Below are 19,437 nucleotides of genomic sequence, written 5' to 3' on the forward strand. Positions count from 1 at the left end.
GATGATTAGGTTAAATGATTACCTCAGATCATATTTGCCCTGATACGCCTTCTTCGATAACAGCTTAAGTTTATCTTCACTTAGCGTATAAATATCCATACCATTTCCAGCCTCACCCAATGACCAGCCCAGTGCAAGCTCGTTATGGCCATCTTCATCAACATCAAAGAATCCGGCATAATCTAGACCATACCCAAACCCCTCAACCTCGGAAATCTTCTGCCAAGCTTCATTTTCCTGCCTCAACAACATTGCTTTTATAGTGTATCCTTTGTTTTTACTGTACTCATACACAACTACAGCTTCGTCGATTCCGTCTCCATCCATATCGCCAAAGGAGATGGCATTATCTTCTTGTCCCTTCATCGGAGTTATCAATTGAGCTTTGTCTGGAAGCCACTTAATAAATTCCTGGCTCGTTTTGTCTCGCTGCAGATTTGCTTCTGATGATGGAGGTTTAATCAGCTCTCCGGGTGTCGCCGGGACTCCGCATCCTCCGAGCAAAAATAAAGTTGTCAACAGGGTACCTATTTTTATGAATTTGCTCGGCATTTGGATCATCGACTCCTCGCTTGTCCGCATATATAGTATTTTATCTGTGAAAGAGATGAAAGTGGTTATGAAATAGTTAAATTTGAATTCTTATTCTATCGGTAAGTCAAATTGGACAATCGTTCCTTTGCCTAAAGTGCTACTTATTCGCAGCTCTCCATGATGCAATTTAATGATCTGTTCCGAGATGGATAATCCCAAGCCGCTACCCGAAGCCTGTTGATCCCCTTTGTAGAATTTTTGCCGCACATTCTCTAAATCCGTCTCAGCGATGCCTGAGCCTGTATCCTCTACAGAAATCACGACTTTCCCTGGAACCGTATGAGCGGTGATAAAGATTCGACCTGATGAACCAGTAAATTTGAGCGAATTATCAATGAGATTAATCATGACTTGCTTCACACGATTCTCGTCAGCTTGAATCACTGGCAGATGTTCTTCTATTTTTACATCTAGTGAGATGCCTTGTCGGGTCGCTCTAGGGGTAAGTTGTCTGCCGATATGCTGCAGTAGTTCTGTTAGATCCACAGATGTGAAGTGAACGGCGATTCTTCCGTTATCCAACTTGGAGAAATCCAATAATTCATCCACCATATGAGTTAACCTGTCACTTTCGGATTCAATAATATCAAGCCCATCATAAAACAGAGGTTGATTACTCACCTCACTCGCCTTTAAGGTAATTGCCCAACCTTTGATCGAGGTCAAGGGCGTTCGCAGTTCATGGGATACGGAAGCGATAAAATCATTCTTAAGCTGTTCACTCTTGGAGATTCGGCTTACCATCATATTTAACGTATCCGCCAATGAACCAAGCTCATCTTGATAGCGCTTATGCACTCTGATGCTGAAATCACCTTCGGTCATCTGGTCTGCTGCCTGCTTCAAATCTTTAATGGATCTAGTTATGGTCCAAGACAGTAATAATCCAAGTAAGGTGACAATGCCAATGACGATGATCCCCACCCCGATCAGTAAAACCGTAATCTGTTTAACTGTATGTATAGTTTCCGTTAAGGACGTGATAAATCTGACTCCCCCCACGATGTTTCCATTCGCTTGTAAAGGATAGGATACCGCGTAAATCGCTTCCTCTGTGTTAGGGTCCGCACCTTTCCAACTGCCGGGCTGCCCTTTTATTGCTGCTTGCACATCTATGTACTCAGTCATAGTAAGATCGCCTTGAAGTCCATTTGAATCCTGCAACAGCCGGCCTTCAACATTAATAATCTGTACCTGTGCATCGGAATGACTCGCAAAACCCTTCAGTAACCTATCCGATTGTTCCTCCAGATCCTGGTCCCCAAAGTATTGCTGAAAAAAAGAAGCCGATAGCTCTGCTTGATTCATCAGGGTTTCCTCTATGTTATGAAAATAATAATATCGCACAGATACATTAAGAATGATTTCAAGAATGAGCACAGTAAGACAGATGACTACAAAATAGCTTCCTACTAATCTTTTCTGAATCCCCATTCTTCAACCATCCTTTCTAAAGCGGTATCCGAGCCCCCATACCGTCTCAATCCAAAGCGGATTAGAAGGATCAACCTCAATTTTCTCTCTTAACTTACGCACATGAACATCTACCGTCTTAGGATCTCCAATATAATCCTCTCCCCAGACAAGATTCATTAATTCATTCCTAGAGAGTGCTGTATCCGGATGCTCCAGAAAGGTCTTCATCATCTGAAATTCCTTCGGAGTTAATTCAATGCTGTCATCCTGCTTAAACATCTTGTTTGCATTCAGATCCAGCCGAATCGGTCCAGCTTGAAGTATCGTTTTTTGCGGCTTGAGAGCTGATTCTGTACGGCGCAAAATCGCTTTAATACGTGCTACCAATTCTAATGGATTAAAAGGTTTAACAATGTAATCGTCAGCACCCATTTCAAGGCCATTGATTTTGTCCATATCCTGTCCACGAGCGGTTAAGAAAATGATGATGACCCCAGCGTCTTTCTCTCTTAGCTTTCGGCATATTTCGAACCCATTAGAATCAGGCAACATGATATCCAGAACCAGAACATCTGGACGGCTCACCTCAAAGCTCTGCAAGGCTTCTTCTCCACAAGCAGCTTCACTAACCACAAACCCGTTATTCGTTAAATTTATAGATATAAAACGTCTAATATTATCGTCATCTTCCACAATAAGCACATGATTGCGATCAATAGTATCCACGATTTCCACCCCTATTACCCAGAGTCTAAACAAGTAAAAAACAAAAAAACTCTCCCGGTAAAGAGAGAGTCTTGTCTCAGATCCCTATAATTAAATCACAAGTGGATATTACTCTAAATCGCTATAGTTGTCAAAATCTAATCCAGATACACAGCCTTGCCGGTCTGCGCCGATTCATAAATAGCTTCCAATATTTGCGAAACCACAAAAGCCTGTTCAGGAGTTACAACCGGGTCCTTATCCTGTTCAATCGCTTCAATCCACTTTCTTAATTCTATATCCGGAGCACTTTCAGCTTTACCTTCATAATAGGCAACGCCGCCTGCCCCAAGCTCAATTTTATTAGTGTACAGCTTGCTGAATTTCTCTCCGTTAATTCTAAGTCCGTCCTTCATATCTGCGCCTGCTTCCGTCCCACTTAAGCTGCATTTCGCTTCATGTACGTCTAGTGAATTCAGAGCCCAGCTCGCTTCCAGCATGATTGTTGCGCCATTCTCCATTACGACCATTCCAAAGGCTGAGTCCTCCACGGTGAACTTTTTAGGGTCCCACGGTCCCCATGCGTTGGCGGCTTCTTCTTTTTGTGAAAGTTCATGATATTTAGTGCCAAGCACGACTTTAGGTTTATAGTTATCCATCATCCAAAGGGTTAGGTCCAGCGCATGAGTTCCGATATCGATAAGCGGACCGCCGCCTTGTTTCTCTTCATCAAGAAATACTCCCCAGGTCGGTACGGCTCTCCGTCTGATGGCATGTGCTTTTGCAAAATAGATATGACCAAGCTCTCCGGACTCACAGGCTTTTTTCAAATATAAGCTGTCTTCTCTATATCGGTTGTCATATCCAATGGTCAGCTTCTTGCCTGTACGTTTCGCTGCTTCAACCATTCGTTTGGCATCAGCCGCTGTCTTAGCCATTGGTTTTTCGCACATCACATGTTTTCCGGCTTCTAGTGCAGCGATTGATATTTCCGCATGGACATCATTAGGCGTAAGCACATGAATAATATCAATGGATTGATCTTTTAATAGTTCAGTGTAATCTGTATAGACAATAGCTTTATTATTTCCGTATTTCTCCGCTGCTTCTTCAGCACGTTCTTTAATAATGTCACAAAAAGCCACGATCTCAACCTTACTTTGTCTGCTCAAGCTTGGAAGATGTTTGCCATTCGCAATACCACCACATCCAATAATCCCTACACGAAAAACCTTACTCATATCCTTCACCCTCACCTCTAATGGATTTGTTTGCTGTTTCGATAAGTTGCCGGTGTCATGCCTAACCGCTTGCGGAAGACAATATGCAAATAGGTAGCATTGGTAAACCCTTCCGACTGTGCGATTTGTTCTATCGGATAATTGCTTTCTTCAAGCTTGCGGCAGACCGCTTGCAATCGGATGTCCTCAAGCGCCCTACTGAATGATTGTTCTGCATTTACTTGCTTAAACACCCGCTGCAGCTGCCTTGAACTAATATTCAGCTTTTCCGCAACATTTTCTAAGGTAACCGTTCCTGAATAATTCGCTTCCATATATTGCATTGCGTATTGATACCGGTAAGTCAGCATATCTCTAACCGGCGCCTCCGTGCGGATCCCGCCTGAATCATACGCTCTAACGGCCTTTAATAAAATACTAATCACGAGATGCTTAATTGAAGTATAATATCCGGTCAACTTCCCATCGCATGCTTCGTACGCTTCTCGAAAACACTTCATAGCCCCGTGATAATCTTGTGCTGGGACCAAGGGTAAACACTTCAGCTTCTCCACACTGGTCTCAGCTTCCGCAACCTCCCAAAGATCCGCATCATCCCGGATTCTCTTCTTGATGTCAACATGCAGACATAGCTCTTCCATGGATTCATCTGCAGCTGCCTCTTGACGATGCATAACACCTGGTCCGGTTAGATAGAACATTCCCTCTGACAGAGGATACCTTTGATCCCCAAGAATGACTTCTCCCTTCCCGCGCGGAATGAAATGAAACTCAAATTCAGAATGATTATGGAACTCGACTACTCTGCCCGGTGGAAAAGATGTCAAATGAAATCTAAACACTGTAATCTCGTAATGTCCCCATAGAATCGTGATATCCAATCTTTCAAGCATGTCCTGCTTCTCAAACATCATCTCATAGGGAAAGCTGCTCAACGTTAATTCCTCCCAATCGGAATTACACAGCCTTCTTTAGCCGAGCGGTTCGCCGCCTCCATTAATCTGGTAAGCTCAACTGCCATTTCAACATTTTGAGTGGCGAGTGTATTATTTTGAATATGATCAACCCATTGATGGAAGGCGCTTTCACGATTGCTTTGCAGGGCTACTTCTTTCCAGCCTTCTTCTTTATCCGTGGATTTGTTCGTTCTAAGAAGAAGCTTATTCTCTGGTGTTCCGTAAAGCAGCGTTCCTTCAGTTCCATGCACCTCAATAGTAAACGGCGAATGACTATTCACGAAACCAGCCTCCACCACACCAATTGCTCCTGAATCCGTAAATAATGTCACTACAGCATTATCTTCCACTTCTTTACCGGTTACATACCCAAAATTAGCACTAACCCCAGTCACATCTTGATCTAAGAAAAGCTTTGCCAAATACATGGGATGACAGCCCAGATCAATCAAAGCTCCGCCTCCACATTGCTCCAAGCTAAAGAAATGATCGGGAAGCCAGCTTTCCGTTGCTCCGTTATGGGATAAGCGAACTCTAACGTAAGTAATCTTGCCGAGCAGCTCCTGACTTAGAATCTCTTGAATAGTTAATGTATAGCCGTCATTTAAACGAGGCAAGGAGACCGTTAGCTTCACTTTGTTCTCGTTAACTTCTGCGATAATTGCGTTAACTTCTTTTAACGTTGGGGCAATAACTTTTTCTGTGAAAATATGTTTGCCCGCCTTGGCCGCAGCCACGATTACGTCTCTATGCATATTCGTTGGTGCATCCACGATAACGGCATCTATATCCTCTTGCGCAAGCAGATCATCCAGTGATTCAAAAAAAGGAATATTCAAGCTTTCCGCAGCTTTGTTCCCACGCTCTACGTTTTCGTCCCAAACTGCAGCTAATACGGTATCTTCATGCTCCTGAGCTTGCTTGGTATAATCCCATGCATGCACATGCCAATAGCTGAGCTTACCAATTCTAATGGTCATTTACTTGTGCCTCCCGTATATATGTTATTCTGACATCTGCTATAAAAATAACACATAATAAACAGCTTTTTTAGTAGGAAAATGCGACAAAACATATATAATATTACGACACATAAAATCCGGAGTGAAATACGATCCCTAAAAAAAGAAACCCTTGCTATAAAAGCTAAAGGTTTCTTTATACTTGGCTTAATGGGTTAGTGGCTTATTATATCCTTTGTCATCAAAGGGCTGCAATTTCTCGAACCACTTCTTTTTCAATAGTTTAAGCTCCCAGCGCACGTCGGTTACGTCTTCTGACTCCTTCTGCTCTAACACCTCATAGCTGAAAGCTTCTGCTCCAAGTTCCTTCCAGTCCTTTTGCAGCTCCGCATTTGCAAATCTGCCCATATCTAATTGCATCTGTATAGTCATCCATTTATTCTTCAGGTTGGGATAGCTGTCAACGAATATTTTCCCGCTTCTTTTGTTTGTAATTTGAATAGCACCCATGTACGTCTTGAGCTGCTTATATTGCTCCTGAAGTTCTTTACGTTTACTTTTGTCCATTATGATTTATGATTCTCCTTTCACAGGCCATTCTGCTAAATTTCAGTACCCCATTTCTTTTAATAAACGGGACAATACCGAAAGTCGTTCTCCGATCATTTCACCATCATCACTAAGCGCCTGAGCGAACAGCTTAATATCATTATCAATCATGGGATTGTCTGCACATACAGATACACTCATTGCATCTCCCTGCAGTCCAATACGATCAATCATAGGGCTCTCGGGATCATACATTTTCGGAAAACGATAGGCCTCTTGAAAATACAAACTACTTCTGCAAATCAAAATTGCCAGGTCAAGCACTCTGTGCATTGGCAGCTCTTCGGACTGTCTCGACCATTTGTCCCCTGTATGTCTCCATACCTTTGCTGAGATGTCGACCTTTCCTCTATCGTTCCATTGTGCTAATCCTAGGGATAGACCTTTTGCATCTGTGTCCCCGGCGTAGCGGCCATCAACCTGCTCGTAATTTTCTGACACGACTACAGGTTTATGTTTTAGAGTTGTTGGAATTTTCATGTTAGTCACTCTCCATTTTATGATTTACTAATTTACTCATTTACTAAATTACTAAATTACTAAATTACTAAATTACTAAATCTAAGATTCATATTACCCGGCAAAAGATCATCTGTCAAACGACATTACACCCGTTTTATCCAACAAAACAAAAAATCCCTCTGCGCGCAGCAAAGGGACTGTTATTTTCATGTAAAATATATTTCTAGCTTAAATGATCATTCACATTACAAAACCAAACCATATGGACAGAATCAGGTCCCCAATAGTCTTCTACTACTTTATAAGGCTGCCCAAATTTACGTTGCCACCTGACCTGTGCATGTTTATAACCGCTGTCCAGACAAAACTGCTCTACCCCTTGCTTTTTTAGAAATATCATCATTTCCTTAATTAAGGCTGAACCCACACCTTGGCCCTGATAACTTGGCATAATGTATAGACTGCCCAATTCCCCTATTTCATCTAACTGATGATCCGTGCAGGTTTGAATATCTTCGCCACAAGGTCCAAAGGAAATCGTACCGACAACCTGCTCTTCTATTTTTGCAAGAAGGAAGTAAGGCTCCCCAGTCGTAGTATCCAGTGAAGTCATCACCATTTGCTTTTTATGATCTATTTCACTTTGGATATCGTCTTGTAAATGATCAAGCCCTTCTTTTTCAAAGGCATCTTGGATTGAAGTTTCAAAAACAGAGCATGTGGATTCAAAATCAGCTGGAGAAAGCGTGCTTATGGTCAATTGATTACTCTTATTCATTGATTCGGACACCTCTTCTATTCCCGGCCGGAATTCTTAAAAATCCTGCAATAATATACTATCAGCATTCAGACTGAAAGGTTTATATTCATAGAACTACTTTACTGGAGGTCATCATGAATATATTGTCCTTTCTGATCTATTGCGTTGTCGCTACATTTACACCCGGTCCTACCAATATTGTTATTCTTTCTTCCGTGCAGCATTCCGGGGCTAAAAAATCAATGGGGTATGTATACGGATCCACGCTGGCTTTTGGCTTATTACTTATCCTTTCTACTCTGCTGAACCGTGTTCTAGTAGAAATCATCCCAAATATCCTGATCATTATGCAAGTCATTGGGAGTTTATATATGCTCTACCTTGCTTATAAAATCTTTAAAATGGGTTCAATGGAAGACCAGCCTGACCCCAATGCCAATTTCCGCTCAGGCGTGCTTATGCAGCTTGTGAATCCTAAAGTGCTAGTATTTACACTAACGGTCATTCCCAACTACGTAATGCCATTCTATACCTCTTCGCTTGCCTTGTTTATGTTTGTTATAATTATAACTGTGATCGGATTTTTTGCCTTTACGACATGGGTTGTATTTGGGACAATCTTCAGAACATTTATGAAAAATCATCAAAAAGTTCTTAATACCGTGATGGCACTGTTTTTAGTATACTCGGCCATTATGATATCGGGAATCCTATAAAGTCGCGGAGGTTAAGAACGTGGAGAAATTTAACTATAAAAAGTCAGCAGAGATCCTGTCCTTATCCGCCAGCCTTACTGATTTCACCTATAAAAAACATTGCCATGAGGAATATGCACTCGGTGTGACCCTTCGTGGCATTCAGCAATATAATCTTGACGGTAGTTTGCAATCCTCTCATAAAAATGGCGTAATGTTGTTTAATCCAGAACAAACGCATGATGGCAATGCGTATGATAAAGGTGGCATTGATTATGTCATGCTTTATATTAAGCCAACCCTAATGTTAGAGATATTAAGAAAAAAAGAACTCCGCTTCGCCACTCCTATCTTATACGATGACAAATTGGCGCAGTGCATATTAGCCCTAAACCATGCCATTCAGAATGGCAAAGAGGAGTCTTTGTGCAGTGAACTGCTATTCACTCTGGTTCATTTAGTATCTAATACTGAAATAGTTACCGATCGTAGAACGAATAATAAATTTCTCAAAAAAGCAAAGGAAATGATGTACTGCAGTTTAGACCATGTGCTGAAGCTGGACGATCTCTGCACAGAGTTTGGTCTATCCAAATATCAGTTTATTCGCGAGTTTAAGACACATACAGGAATATCACCCTATCAATTTTTCTTAAATTGCAAGGTAGAGCGTGCCAAGCAGTCCATTGAGAGAACCAAGGATATCTATGCAGCTGTTGTAGATTGCGGATTTGTGGATCTAACTCATCTGAACAGGCATTTTAAAAGCGTATTCGGAATAACCGCACATGAATACCGGTCACAGCTGTAAGATCTGCCCGCCTACCATTGTCCAGAGCACTTTGAATTCATCATCCAAGAGAACCAGGTCAGCATCCAAGCCAGAGGTGATCGTCCCCTTTTGTTGAAGTTCAAGAATATTGGCAGGTGTAGTTGAAGCCATTTGCACGGCATCTGTGAGCGAAATTCCAGTTTCGACAGTATAACGTAAGGCTTCATTCATGGTAACTGTACTGGAGGCCAGCGTGCCATCTTCCAATCGCGCTATGCCACCAGATACCGTAACCTGATGTCCTCCAAATATATAATTTCCATCCCCTAACCCCATTGCCTGTAAGGCATCTGTGATCAAGACCATTCCTTCCGGTCCTTTCATGGTATGCATCAAGCGGATAATTGCAGGATGCAGATGGACATTATCAACAATAGCTTGCAGGCTCACATGCCTCTCTTCGAAAGCGGCAACCACAATCCCCGGATCTCGATGATGGATCGGCCGCATGCCATTAAAACAATGCGTAACATGACTTGCCCCAGCGGCAAAAGCTTGTTTGGCTTCCTCATATGTGGCATCCGAATGAGCAATCGCTATCACCACTCCCCGTTCTTTCAAAAAGGAAAGAAGCTCCATGCCTCCCGGCAGCTCAGGAGCAATCGTAACCATTTTTATGAGTGATCCAGCTTCTTGGAAAATGAGCTTCATTTCCTCTAAGTTAGGATGCCGCAGATACTTTTCATTTTGCATTCCTTTTCTCTTGGGGTTTAGATAAGGTCCCTCTAAGTGAATGCCTGCGATCTTTGCTCCCACTTCATGCCCAATTACACGTTTGACACTACGAATCATCTCTAAAAGATCCTCCATCGTAGAACTCACAGAGGTAGCCAGAAATGAGGTGCAACCAGAAGCTGCGCAAGCCTTCGATACTTCTTGAATACTCTCTTCAGTACCGTCCATCATATCAAACCCGTTAGCACCATGAATATGCACATCTATCATTCCGGGCACTAACAAATGCCCTCCGCCATCAATCCGTTCATACTCACCCTCTGGGATAGAAATATCTCCTGAGTCTATCCTCATCACTTTTCCTTCAGAAATCCATACATTGGCCGCTGAAATTATACTATTCTGAAGCACTACTTGTATATTTTGCAAAATATAAGTCATAAACATTATCCTCCAGTCGTTATCACTCTTGATTTGGAACCTCTTCAGCTTCATCTTGGCACTCAATAACTGTGATGTTCTTCTGATCTAGAACTTCTCTGATCTCGATTGGAAGCTCTCGATTTGTAACTAAAATATCAACGAAATCAAAGTCTAGCCGATAAAAGGATTTAGCATTAAATTTGGTGTGATCCGCTACTAAAATCACTTGATCAGATCTTCGAGCCATTTCTCTTTTTACCCGCGCATCTTCTTCATAAGGATAATAGAGTCCATCAGCACAGATCGCCGATGCTCCAATAAAGGCTTTATCCGCACGAATTTCACTAAGTTTATCGATAATGGAAGAACCATATAACAAGCGGTTTTTCACATTCAAGTAACCACCAAGTACATAAATTAGCAGATCCTCGCGATGGGATAAAATCCCTACATTATCTATCGAGTGCGTGACAACCGTAATATCCTGCGCACTAATTTGTTCTGCAACAAACTGTACAGTGGTCGATACGTCTAAAATTACAGTCTCACGATCTTGGATAAGCCCGGCCGCGATCTTCCCTATTCTCTGCTTACTCTCGGATTCATCGATCAAACGATCTTGATAAGATAATAATTCTTTTTGCAATTCAGGTAACGCTAGACCGCCATGCGTCCGAACAACGACGCCCTCTTGTACTAACCTAACAATATCCCGTCGGGCAGTATCTCTTGAGACTTCAAATTGCGTACAGATATCTTGAACACTCATCGATTGGTGTTGTTTCAAATATTCGAGTATTTTTAATAATCGTTCCTCTTGATACATAATGAAATTCACCTCCTAAAGTCATCATAAGTCATTTTATAAGTATTTACAAGCATTTATAAGTTAATGATTAAGTATATATAAGTATTAATGCGTAAAAAAAGACGAAAGCCAGATGAATGTGCATCCGCTAACGCCTTTAAAATGTCTATTCTTTAGGATTCACTTCACAATGTCACTTCACATCGCGGTTCCAGCTCTTCTGTATCTTTCGAATATAAACAATTTGGCCCACATGATAAGCATTATGGGTTGTTACATTTCCGAGGACTTCCCACCATTTACTGTCTGGAAATCCTTGAACATCAGCTTCCAATTGTTCTTTCTTAATCAATTCCTGCCAGTGTAAAAGAACCTCTAAAAGTTGTTTTTGCAGCGCTTCGAACGTTTTCCCTTCTGCAACGACAAAGGTATTATTATTACTATCCACTGGAGGAACCGCCTGAACACTGGCTTCTTTATACCTTGTTTGCCAAGTTTCATTCCAGTAAAGCAGATGCTGCACAATCTCAGCAATACTATTGCTTTCTTCCGTTACCTTCCAAAAAGCTTCTTCTTCACTTAAGTCTTTAACCGCCACTTCAAAGGGCACATACCAACTCGGATCATTCGCATTGGCCAGCAACTGGTTGGCTAGAACATCATAAGCATGAAACATTCTTCCTTCCCCCATTTTCCAGATAAATTATATGCAAATCAAGTACCGCAGAATGTACGATATGGACATGCGGATTCCTCAGGAAGTGCCGAGTATTCCTCTTGTTCAGAGGAGTAGGCGTATGGGTTAGTCAAAGCTTGAAGTAACCTCTCCATCACATCGTAATCTTCCCGCTCTACCGCAGCCTCAAGCGCTTCTTCTACACGATGGTTCCGCGGAATAATCGCAGGATTGCTGCTATGCATCAGCTTCTGTGAAGAGGATTGTGATTCCTGCTGCCTGCTAAGCCGCGCCTGCCATAGCTCATTCCATTGCTTAAATTCAGGGGTGCCAAACAGATCAGCATCTTCCGTTACGCCTAAAGTTAAGGACCGAAATGTATTAGTGTAGTCAGCCCGATATTTTTGCATCAGTTCAAGGAGGGTATCAATCAGAGCAACATCCTCTAACTCTTCGTTAAAGATTCCCAGCTTCGCTCTCATTCCCGTTAGCCAATATTGATAGGACCGCTCCGAAAAATCTGAAATTGCCTCCTCAGCCAGCTTAATCGCCTGTGCCTGATCGTCAGCCAGCAATGGTAAGAGAGTCTCGGCAAATCTGGAGAGATTCCATGCGCCAATCCCGGGCTGATTGTGGTAAGCATAACGACCCTGCTGGTCTATGGAACTAAATACTGTCTCAGGATTATACACATCCATGAAGGCACATGGACCATAATCAATCGTTTCTCCGCTAAGGGCCATATTATCAGTATTCATCACTCCGTGAATAAAACCTACAAGCTGCCATTTGGCAATTAGCGCTGCTTGACGTTCCATTACTTCCCGAAGCAGAACAAGATATGGATTATCTTCCACAGGAGCTTCTGGATAATGTCTTTGCAACGTGTAATCAGCCAGAATACGCAGATCCTCCACAGTCCCCCATGCAGCAACATATTGGAAGGTTCCAACACGCAAATGACTGGCAGCAATCCGGGTCAGAACCGCCCCCGGCTGTTCCGTTTCCCGAATTAGCGGCTCCCCTGTAGCTACCACCGCCAAGCTGCGAGTCGTAGGAATCCCAAGTCCATGCATAGCTTCACTGATGATATATTCGCGTAACATCGGTCCAAGCGCTGCCCGGCCATCGCCACCACGAGAGTATGGGGTTCTTCCCGCACCCTTCAATTGAATATCTACACGATCACCTTGAGGGGTGATCTGTTCGCCCAGCAGCACTGCTCGACCGTCTCCCAACATGGTAAAATGTCCGAATTGATGTCCAGCATAAGCTTGCGCAAGCGACAGGGTACCTTCAGGAACTTCGTTGCCGGCAAGAATCCCAAGACCCTCCTTACTCTGTAGTGCTGTGCTATTCAGCCCAAGAGTAGCAGCCAATGGTTCATTAAAAATAATCAGTTCCGGTTTACGCACAGGCGTTGGCTTAATCCTTGTAAACATTGATTCCGGCAGATGAGTATAACTGTTCGCAAAATTCCAGCCTATATCTATTTTCTCTGTCATATTATCTCCTTTTTATACCCTCAGTCTCTATGCCTCTATTAACTCAGAATAAGTTATGTTAAAATTTAATGCAAATCTTCTCGCAGACCTATGTTTTTGCCGAAGTGTTACAAAGACCGCCTGGCTTCCTGCCATTTTATGCAGGGAACCGGGCGGTCTTAATTATGATGTTCTATCTTGTTTTCAACTTATTTGGAAGCTAATTCGCTCCGCCTTTGGAGAGCATAATATTGAGAATGGTCTTGTCAGTATCCGCCAGCCCTTCCTGAACCAAACGCTCCATGTTGCGGATGGTATCTTCCACCTCTTCGAAAATCACACCATCCTTGGTTGTAGGAGCAATGTTGTTCATAGCCAGAGTGGCTGCCTGGATCGCCGTATTGGTGGAGGTGGAAATCTTCAGCGCACAGGTAGAATTCGCACCGTCACAGATCATGCCTGACAAAGAAGCTATCGTATTCTGTATCCCATGCTTGATCTGCTCAAGACTGCCGCCCATGAGATAAATGATCCCGCTATTTGCTCCTACTCCCCCTGCAATCCCTGAACCACATAATGGGGACAAACGCCCGATATAATGTTTGATGTGCACAGTGACCAGATTGCTCAGTGCAAGCGCCCGAGCTAGCATTTCTTCATCTTTGCCCAGCAATTCCGCCAGAGCTATAACGGGAAGCGTACAGGCGATGCCTTGATTGCCACTGCCCGCAGTTGTCATCACAGGCATTGCACTGCCATCCATTCGAGCATCTGAAGCCGCTGCGGTAGCCGCGATAATTCTGTTCGCTACATCATTGCCGAACAGATTCACCGCTGATTGCTGATTCATTTTCTTACCTACTTGCAAGCCATAATCGCCTCGCAATCCCTCATCAGAGATCGCTTTGTTCATCCGCGCCCCTTCCAAGAGAAAGCTTAGGTCTGAAAAAGGAGCGGTACAGATAAACTCGAATATCTGGTCAACTGAGCCCGCATACTCTTCCGTGTCGAAAAGACCAGGCTTGCCACAGTCGGCTTTTGAATTCCGGGGTGTTATTTTCTCCCCGTCCAGAGCCAAATATTCTATATGGGTGTGCTCTCTGGCAATAATGGCAGTCGCCGTATGGTTCTGCGTAAACAACTGGGCTTCAATATATAATTTCTCAGGAGTGTCCTTTATCTCCACTTTTAGCAGCTTTCTATCCAGCAGGTCATTTGCCATCTTCAACTCAGCCTGCGTCAGACCTGACAGAATTTCCAGCTCCTTGTGAGAACGGCCGACCACCGCTCCAAGGGCTGCTGCGATGGGCAGGCCTGTCTGGCCTGTCCCGGGAATGCCCACTCCCATTGCATTTTTGATAATATTACCGCTGAGATGCAGCTGAATCCCCGTAATTTCTTCCTCGAGAAGCTCTGCCGCCAAGGAGACGGCATACGCAACTGCAATCGGCTCCGTACAGCCTTCTGCCGGCACGACTTCCTTGTGTAAAATTTCCAATAAGTTGCTCATGTATGCATTTCCCCCTTTTCTCTCGCTGTTGGACTTATTTATATATAGTAACTCAGAGAGATGTTTCAGGGAATCCTTTTTCTTAGGAATCACTCCTTCATCCCCCTAATATAGTGTAGGAAAGAAAGGCGGGATGTACGTGAGTAAGAGGGATGAGCAAGAGCAAAGGGCGATCTTTCTAGCTGCAGTCTGCGGGCAAACCTATACACAATTTTCAAATATAGATGGAGTTTTCGTCATTCCATTCGATTATCAGCTATGTCATCCCATTGAAGCACAATCCTTCAATAATGTATGGGAACGTTTCGGCTTTATTTTGGAGTCTCCACAAGAGATTATTATTGCCTTTCGGGGAACCAGTACGACGACCAATTGGATATCCAACGTCCTCGCTTCACAGGAACGGTTCAAATATCTTAAAGAAGACTCTCTCACCCATCGTGGCTTCACCAACATTTATTCTTCAGCTCGGGACGTCATCTTCTCTGCGCTCTCCAAGCTATCTCCTGACAAGACCTTATACATTACGGGCCACAGCCTCGGTGGAGCGCTCGCCACCTTATGTACCTTAGATATTGCGGCAAATACCTCTTACACCTCACCTAACCTATATACTTATGGCTCCCCACGGGTAGGTGATCCGGACTTCGTTAATATTTTTAAACAATATGTGCAGAAGAGTTACCGGTATGCCAATCTTTTTGATGTTGTAACCTACGCACCTCCACATGTCTATAAGCTCCCCAAACGGGAAAAAAAGTATTATTACAATCATGTCCATACTTTTAACTCACTGTCTTTCCAGAATGGATCTACAAGTGGTAATCACGTAATCAGCAGCTATTTCGCCGAGCTCTCCAAGCTCCAACCGGAATTCGCTCAAGAATTATGTATAACGAACCCTGGATTCTGTCCACTCGTGGCTACGAAAGCAGAAGTATAATGTGAACACAAAAAGGAGGTGCCCAACAAGCCATATGCTGGCTGCCGGAACACCTCTTTTCTTCGTATGATTCGATGCCATCAGCAGTTACAAAGCCACTAACGGACTCCATTGACACTAACAGCAGTATATTTCCACTTTAAGAATTCCATCGGACCCCATGGCCACTATTGGCATAAAAAACACCTAATATAAGTCACTTTCTAACGAATAGCTGCACTGGAGTCCGAAACGCTGCCCAAAAGGCGATTATTTAGCAATTAACATCATCTGGGTCCGATACCGGTACGAATGAAACTAGATCAGAATATAAAATAAACTAATACCACACCCAGGACTAACAGAATAAGTGAAACTATGTGCTGTTTCGTATGTTTTAGAAATTTCCAGTCGATAAACGACTGAAATCCTATTGCTACTATTATAACTACAATCCAAAACCACTTCATAACCGTACCCTCTGGGCCATCGGCAATTATTATCACAATCCCCGTAATTAATCCCACAAGTGCAAGTATAAGCTTCCCTTTTATATTAAGCTCATAACCGTCTTCAGGAAGTTTTTCTTTATCCGGGCCAACAATCCATATCCTTAGAAATAGGTTAGAAAAAGCAAGGATTATAAGTATAAGTCCAATTTTCACTTTCGTTCACCTCCACTCTTATATAGAATTCATTCGTATTTATTTCTGATCATTAGTTCTTTGATTTCTTTTAACTCATTTAATATTTCTTTTGATAGTTGCGTACTTCTAGAGTTATCGATGCCTACTTTAATCACGAATATTCCAAGCAACAAATAGATGATTAGCATTACGATGATCCCCAATTTACGTTCACTCCTCTTATTTTTGTATATTTCATTAAAGATATAGTTAGCATTAGATTAATATTATTCCCATGATACCATAATAAGGATATCTAATTAACACTCAGGAGCTTGCCGTTGGCTTGACAAATGATCAGTATATTCGATAAAATATACTATATCTTGATAATCAAGATAATTGGTATGCGAGAGTTTTTTCAATGCGGGAACACGATTAATCTTAACTGAAAAGAGGGAACACAATGGCAGTACTTATTCTATACGCTACAAAATCTGGAGCAACAGAACAATGTGCAAAAGTATTATCAGAAGAGCTACCTCAGAGCAAAATTTGCAATATAGAATTAGAGAAGCCGAATATCGAGGCATTTGATAGCATTATTTTAGGAGCAGGAGTAAGAGATGAAAAAATATATAAAGCCATTCGTGACTTTATCAAAAAAAATAAAGATGAGTTACTGACTAAGAAGATGGGCTACTACATTTGCAACGAGAAACCTAAGAAAACCGAAGAATTAATAGAGAAAAATTTCCCTGATGATCTGAAAGAAGCTGCGATTTGTATTGAATCTTTTGGAGGTTATAAGGCCTATAAGGCTCCAAAGGAAGGTACTGATCAGCTAAAAGGGATTTTGGTAGATAAAATAAGAGAATTCTCACAAAATTTCAAATAAAAAATCCTGTTACCAAGACGAAAATCTTGATAACAGGATTCTTTTTTTATATACGTTTATTGCGCCTTGAGGGTCACTTCAAACTTCGCACCGACATCACCTACAAATACAATTTTGCCGTTGCTAGGAAGTTTGACTTGTTTAAGACCGCTTATGGTGAAGTAATTCACACATACACCATTCTCATCATAGACGGCAAAGGAACTTTTGGTTGGCAGCTCTACTGTCATTATCTTACCTGTTGCCGTTTCAGGAACTCCATACCATCTAGCATATCCATCTGATTGGATAGTTACCATAGATTGCGGGCCTGCATAAATAGGTTTAACCGCATCTTGATGTATAAACAATTGATTGCCAATCTTTAAATACTCCACACCATTTTTCTCTTCAAAAATAAGATCCGCAAGATCGCGCCCAGCGATGGTTGGGATTTGCACGGTCATTTCTGCTTTATTAGGCCCAGTTATTTTATTCGAGCCCATATAACCAGGTGCGTCAGGGAACATAGCGATTCCAGCTACCGGCATACTCATGTAATATTGGGAGCTGTACTTCTCGCTGACATCAAAATACAATTTCCCTTGGCGCTGCTGCCATGCAGTAGTGACCTCTTGAGATAGGGCATTAGGTTCAAGCTTCTCAGCTGCATATTGGGTAACGGCAGTTTCACCAAGTCCTGGAATCACCCCATACCCTTGACTCCAAAGATAGATACGGCCATTGCTCTCCTTCACAAAGCTAACTTTACTTGTACCCTCTGCATCTAAGAATTCTCCGTTCGAATTATAGGAAAATTTCTGCGCCGGCATTGTAGGAGCTATAATTGAAGATATACTCAATTCCCCAGTTTTACTAACCTCTATCTTCATCAGTTGCGTAGAATCACCATAGACACCCGCATAGTTTAGCAATTCTTGCGGCATATCCTCTTTGTTCGAAGTTTTAAATGTAGGTGTAGCTTTCAGTTCCTTAATAACTCCCTTTTCCTGTAAAGCGCTGAGTAAAATTTCGTTGGCAAGCATCTGGTCCGTTGTACTTGATCCGCCAGAAGATATTACTGCTGCTGCCATCTGCTGCTCGGGCAGTACAACTAATGAGGTATGATACAGACCTGTATCTCCACCCTTTGTCAAAGCCTTGATTTCGTACTGGTTAAATGGATATAAGTTCACACTGTCCCAGCCTAATCCATAAGCTAACGAATTATCGGCTCCTTTAGGCCATATTCCACGCTTATATTCCTCTTGTTCCATCGCTTTTACAGACTTTTCTGACAAAATGCCAGTCGATTGGCCTGTAAAAATAGTTGCAAAACGCACCAAATCCTCAGCAGTGGAATAGATACCACCTGTTCCAATCACGTTAATGGTTTCTTTAGGTAAAGCTGCTGAGTAGGTAGCATTATAGACACTAGCCAGCTGAGAAGAAGCTACAGAATCTACAGGCGTTTTCGTATGTTCAAGCCCTAGAGGTTCTGTGAAATTTTGATGAATGAATGTGGTAAAGTCCGTGCCACTGACCTTTTCAACAATCAACTCAGCCAACGTAAATCCATCATTACAATATACTGAGTAGGCGCCTGGATCGGCCTTCAGACGTTGTGTTGACAAAGTCTCTAGCAAACTATCTTTTGCAATAGGATCGGAATCATTAAATAAGAAAGAATTGGATAAGTTCGAGCCAGCAAGACCTGATGAATGATTCAACAGCATCCGTACAGTGATTTGCTTATAACGAGAATCTTCCATCGTAAAATTATTCAAATAAGATACGACTGAACCGTCCAAATCTACTTTTCCTTGCTCAACAAGCTTCATAATAGAAGCTGTTGTATACATTTTACTCGTCGAGCCAATACCATACATCGTTGTGACGCTTGGTGCTGTCTTACTCTCCACATGGCTAAATCCAGATTGACCGCTCACAACGATATTATCGCCATCAATAAGAGCATATTGGAGACTAGTCGTCCCCAGCTTCTCCGTTAAGAACGCCGCCTTCTCTGCTGCCACCTTCTGAGTGTTCACATACGTTTGCCCTTTGCTGCTATCCGCTGCTAAAACACTAGTAGGGACATACACCAATAGAAGCAATGCAACTAATAAGGATGCCAAATTTTTCTTCATACATAACCTCCCGATATGAAATCGTCATCCTTTAAAGGATAATTTATCCATGGA

General features: G+C 42.4%; 20 protein-coding genes. 4 read left to right on the forward strand and 16 right to left on the reverse strand.

Annotation, left to right across the window (positions count from 1 at the left end):
• Window positions 1–18 precede the first annotated feature (18 nt).
• From MHI25_RS19980 to MHI25_RS20020, 9 genes are all read right to left on the reverse strand, one after another.
• A complete protein-coding gene (locus MHI25_RS19980) occupies window positions 19–582 on the reverse strand; it encodes a hypothetical protein (protein WP_339187646.1) in 564 nt (187 codons plus the stop codon).
• 60 nt (window positions 583–642) lie between these two features.
• Window positions 643–2,028: a HAMP domain-containing sensor histidine kinase gene (locus tag MHI25_RS19985; RefSeq protein WP_340394062.1), complete on the reverse strand. Its 1,386-nt coding sequence runs from the start codon at window positions 2,026–2,028 to the stop codon at window positions 643–645.
• Window positions 2,029–2,031: 3 nt separating this feature from the next.
• Entirely contained in the window at window positions 2,032–2,736 is a 705-nt protein-coding gene (locus MHI25_RS19990) for a response regulator transcription factor (RefSeq protein WP_076127275.1), read from the reverse strand.
• A gap of 137 nt (window positions 2,737–2,873) precedes the next feature.
• Entirely contained in the window at window positions 2,874–3,956 is a 1,083-nt protein-coding gene (locus MHI25_RS19995; protein ID WP_076127277.1) for a Gfo/Idh/MocA family oxidoreductase, read from the reverse strand.
• A gap of 17 nt (window positions 3,957–3,973) precedes the next feature.
• The gene (locus tag MHI25_RS20000; protein WP_340394064.1) at window positions 3,974–4,891 is read right to left on the reverse strand and encodes an AraC family transcriptional regulator; all 918 of its coding nucleotides are present in this window, start codon (window positions 4,889–4,891) and stop codon (window positions 3,974–3,976) included.
• Window positions 4,892–4,893: 2 nt separating this feature from the next.
• Window positions 4,894–5,892, reverse strand: coding sequence for a Gfo/Idh/MocA family oxidoreductase (locus tag MHI25_RS20005; protein WP_340394067.1), 999 nt, complete (start codon window positions 5,890–5,892; stop codon window positions 4,894–4,896).
• Between the two features lie 189 nt (window positions 5,893–6,081).
• A complete protein-coding gene (locus tag MHI25_RS20010) occupies window positions 6,082–6,441 on the reverse strand; it encodes a GIY-YIG nuclease family protein (RefSeq protein WP_038572157.1) in 360 nt (119 codons plus the stop codon).
• 42 nt (window positions 6,442–6,483) lie between these two features.
• On the reverse strand, window positions 6,484–6,963 hold the full coding sequence (locus tag MHI25_RS20015; RefSeq protein WP_038572158.1) for a DUF6530 family protein: 480 nt from the start codon (window positions 6,961–6,963) through the stop codon (window positions 6,484–6,486).
• 205 nt (window positions 6,964–7,168) lie between these two features.
• Window positions 7,169–7,723 (reverse strand): GNAT family N-acetyltransferase, encoded by a 555-nt coding sequence (locus MHI25_RS20020; protein WP_076304893.1) that lies wholly within the window; start codon window positions 7,721–7,723, stop codon window positions 7,169–7,171.
• Between the two features lie 116 nt (window positions 7,724–7,839).
• Here MHI25_RS20020 and MHI25_RS20025 point away from each other — a divergent pair, with 116 nt between their 5' ends.
• Window positions 7,840–8,421: a LysE family transporter gene (locus MHI25_RS20025; RefSeq protein ID WP_038572164.1), complete on the forward strand. Its 582-nt coding sequence runs from the start codon at window positions 7,840–7,842 to the stop codon at window positions 8,419–8,421.
• Between the two features lie 19 nt (window positions 8,422–8,440).
• Entirely contained in the window at window positions 8,441–9,211 is a 771-nt protein-coding gene (locus MHI25_RS20030) for an AraC family transcriptional regulator (RefSeq protein ID WP_076127284.1), read from the forward strand.
• Here MHI25_RS20030 and nagA read toward each other — a convergent pair.
• The 5 genes from nagA to MHI25_RS20055 all read right to left on the reverse strand — a co-directional run bounded on the left by nagA (window position 9,200) and on the right by MHI25_RS20055 (window position 14,808).
• Complete coding sequence (nagA, locus tag MHI25_RS20035) at window positions 9,200–10,348, reverse strand: N-acetylglucosamine-6-phosphate deacetylase (protein ID WP_340394070.1); 1,149 nt, start codon at window positions 10,346–10,348, stop codon at window positions 9,200–9,202. The genes MHI25_RS20030 and nagA overlap by 12 nt on opposite strands.
• 22 nt (window positions 10,349–10,370) lie before the next feature.
• Window positions 10,371–11,156: a DeoR/GlpR family DNA-binding transcription regulator gene (locus tag MHI25_RS20040; RefSeq protein ID WP_340394071.1), complete on the reverse strand. Its 786-nt coding sequence runs from the start codon at window positions 11,154–11,156 to the stop codon at window positions 10,371–10,373.
• Window positions 11,157–11,331: 175 nt separating this feature from the next.
• Window positions 11,332–11,814: a DinB family protein gene (locus MHI25_RS20045; RefSeq protein ID WP_076190662.1), complete on the reverse strand. Its 483-nt coding sequence runs from the start codon at window positions 11,812–11,814 to the stop codon at window positions 11,332–11,334.
• A gap of 38 nt (window positions 11,815–11,852) precedes the next feature.
• Window positions 11,853–13,319, reverse strand: a complete 1,467-nt coding sequence (locus MHI25_RS20050) for a YdiU family protein (RefSeq protein WP_340394072.1) — start codon at window positions 13,317–13,319, stop codon at window positions 11,853–11,855.
• 199 nt (window positions 13,320–13,518) lie between these two features.
• Entirely contained in the window at window positions 13,519–14,808 is a 1,290-nt protein-coding gene (locus tag MHI25_RS20055) for an L-serine ammonia-lyase, iron-sulfur-dependent, subunit alpha (protein ID WP_340394073.1), read from the reverse strand.
• A 133-nt stretch (window positions 14,809–14,941) separates the two neighbouring features.
• Between MHI25_RS20055 and MHI25_RS20060 the strand changes: the two genes are divergently transcribed.
• Window positions 14,942–15,751, forward strand: coding sequence for a lipase family protein (locus MHI25_RS20060; RefSeq protein ID WP_340010605.1), 810 nt, complete (start codon window positions 14,942–14,944; stop codon window positions 15,749–15,751).
• Window positions 15,752–16,053: 302 nt separating this feature from the next.
• On the opposite strand, the gene MHI25_RS20065 is transcribed toward MHI25_RS20060, so the two are convergent.
• Entirely contained in the window at window positions 16,054–16,395 is a 342-nt protein-coding gene (locus MHI25_RS20065) for a DUF4181 domain-containing protein (protein ID WP_076127294.1), read from the reverse strand.
• A gap of 427 nt (window positions 16,396–16,822) precedes the next feature.
• Between MHI25_RS20065 and MHI25_RS20070 the strand changes: the two genes are divergently transcribed.
• Window positions 16,823–17,254 (forward strand): flavodoxin domain-containing protein, encoded by a 432-nt coding sequence (locus tag MHI25_RS20070; RefSeq protein WP_076190655.1) that lies wholly within the window; start codon window positions 16,823–16,825, stop codon window positions 17,252–17,254.
• 56 nt (window positions 17,255–17,310) lie between these two features.
• On the opposite strand, the gene MHI25_RS20075 is transcribed toward MHI25_RS20070, so the two are convergent.
• On the reverse strand, window positions 17,311–19,383 hold the full coding sequence (locus tag MHI25_RS20075; RefSeq protein ID WP_076182972.1) for a serine hydrolase domain-containing protein: 2,073 nt from the start codon (window positions 19,381–19,383) through the stop codon (window positions 17,311–17,313).
• Between the last annotated feature and the right edge of the window lie 54 nt (window positions 19,384–19,437).

The sequence above is a fragment of the Paenibacillus sp. FSL E2-0177 genome, from assembly GCF_037992975.1.
GTDB classification, from domain to species: Bacteria; Bacillota; Bacilli; order Paenibacillales; family Paenibacillaceae; genus Paenibacillus_AQ; species Paenibacillus_AQ odorifer.

Coding starts and splice junctions, on each gene's coding strand:
- MHI25_RS20075 (WP_076182972.1), bottom strand. CDS start 19,383: ATGAAGAAAAATTTGGCATCCTTATTAGTTGCATTGCTTCTATTGGTG.
- MHI25_RS20010 (WP_038572157.1), bottom strand. CDS start 6,441: ATGGACAAAAGTAAACGTAAAGAACTTCAGGAGCAATATAAGCAGCTC.
- MHI25_RS20070 (WP_076190655.1), top strand. CDS start 16,823: ATGGCAGTACTTATTCTATACGCTACAAAATCTGGAGCAACAGAACAA.
- MHI25_RS20045 (WP_076190662.1), bottom strand. CDS start 11,814: ATGTTTCATGCTTATGATGTTCTAGCCAACCAGTTGCTGGCCAATGCG.
- MHI25_RS20020 (WP_076304893.1), bottom strand. CDS start 7,723: ATGAATAAGAGTAATCAATTGACCATAAGCACGCTTTCTCCAGCTGAT.
- nagA (WP_340394070.1), bottom strand. CDS start 10,348: ATGACTTATATTTTGCAAAATATACAAGTAGTGCTTCAGAATAGTATA.
- MHI25_RS19985 (WP_340394062.1), bottom strand. CDS start 2,028: ATGGGGATTCAGAAAAGATTAGTAGGAAGCTATTTTGTAGTCATCTGT.
- MHI25_RS20025 (WP_038572164.1), top strand. CDS start 7,840: ATGAATATATTGTCCTTTCTGATCTATTGCGTTGTCGCTACATTTACA.
- MHI25_RS20050 (WP_340394072.1), bottom strand. CDS start 13,319: ATGACAGAGAAAATAGATATAGGCTGGAATTTTGCGAACAGTTATACT.
- MHI25_RS19980 (WP_339187646.1), bottom strand. CDS start 582: ATGCGGACAAGCGAGGAGTCGATGATCCAAATGCCGAGCAAATTCATA.
- MHI25_RS20055 (WP_340394073.1), bottom strand. CDS start 14,808: ATGAGCAACTTATTGGAAATTTTACACAAGGAAGTCGTGCCGGCAGAA.
- MHI25_RS20005 (WP_340394067.1), bottom strand. CDS start 5,892: ATGACCATTAGAATTGGTAAGCTCAGCTATTGGCATGTGCATGCATGG.
- MHI25_RS20040 (WP_340394071.1), bottom strand. CDS start 11,156: ATGTATCAAGAGGAACGATTATTAAAAATACTCGAATATTTGAAACAA.
- MHI25_RS19995 (WP_076127277.1), bottom strand. CDS start 3,956: ATGAGTAAGGTTTTTCGTGTAGGGATTATTGGATGTGGTGGTATTGCG.
- MHI25_RS20015 (WP_038572158.1), bottom strand. CDS start 6,963: ATGAAAATTCCAACAACTCTAAAACATAAACCTGTAGTCGTGTCAGAA.
- MHI25_RS20060 (WP_340010605.1), top strand. CDS start 14,942: ATGTACGTGAGTAAGAGGGATGAGCAAGAGCAAAGGGCGATCTTTCTA.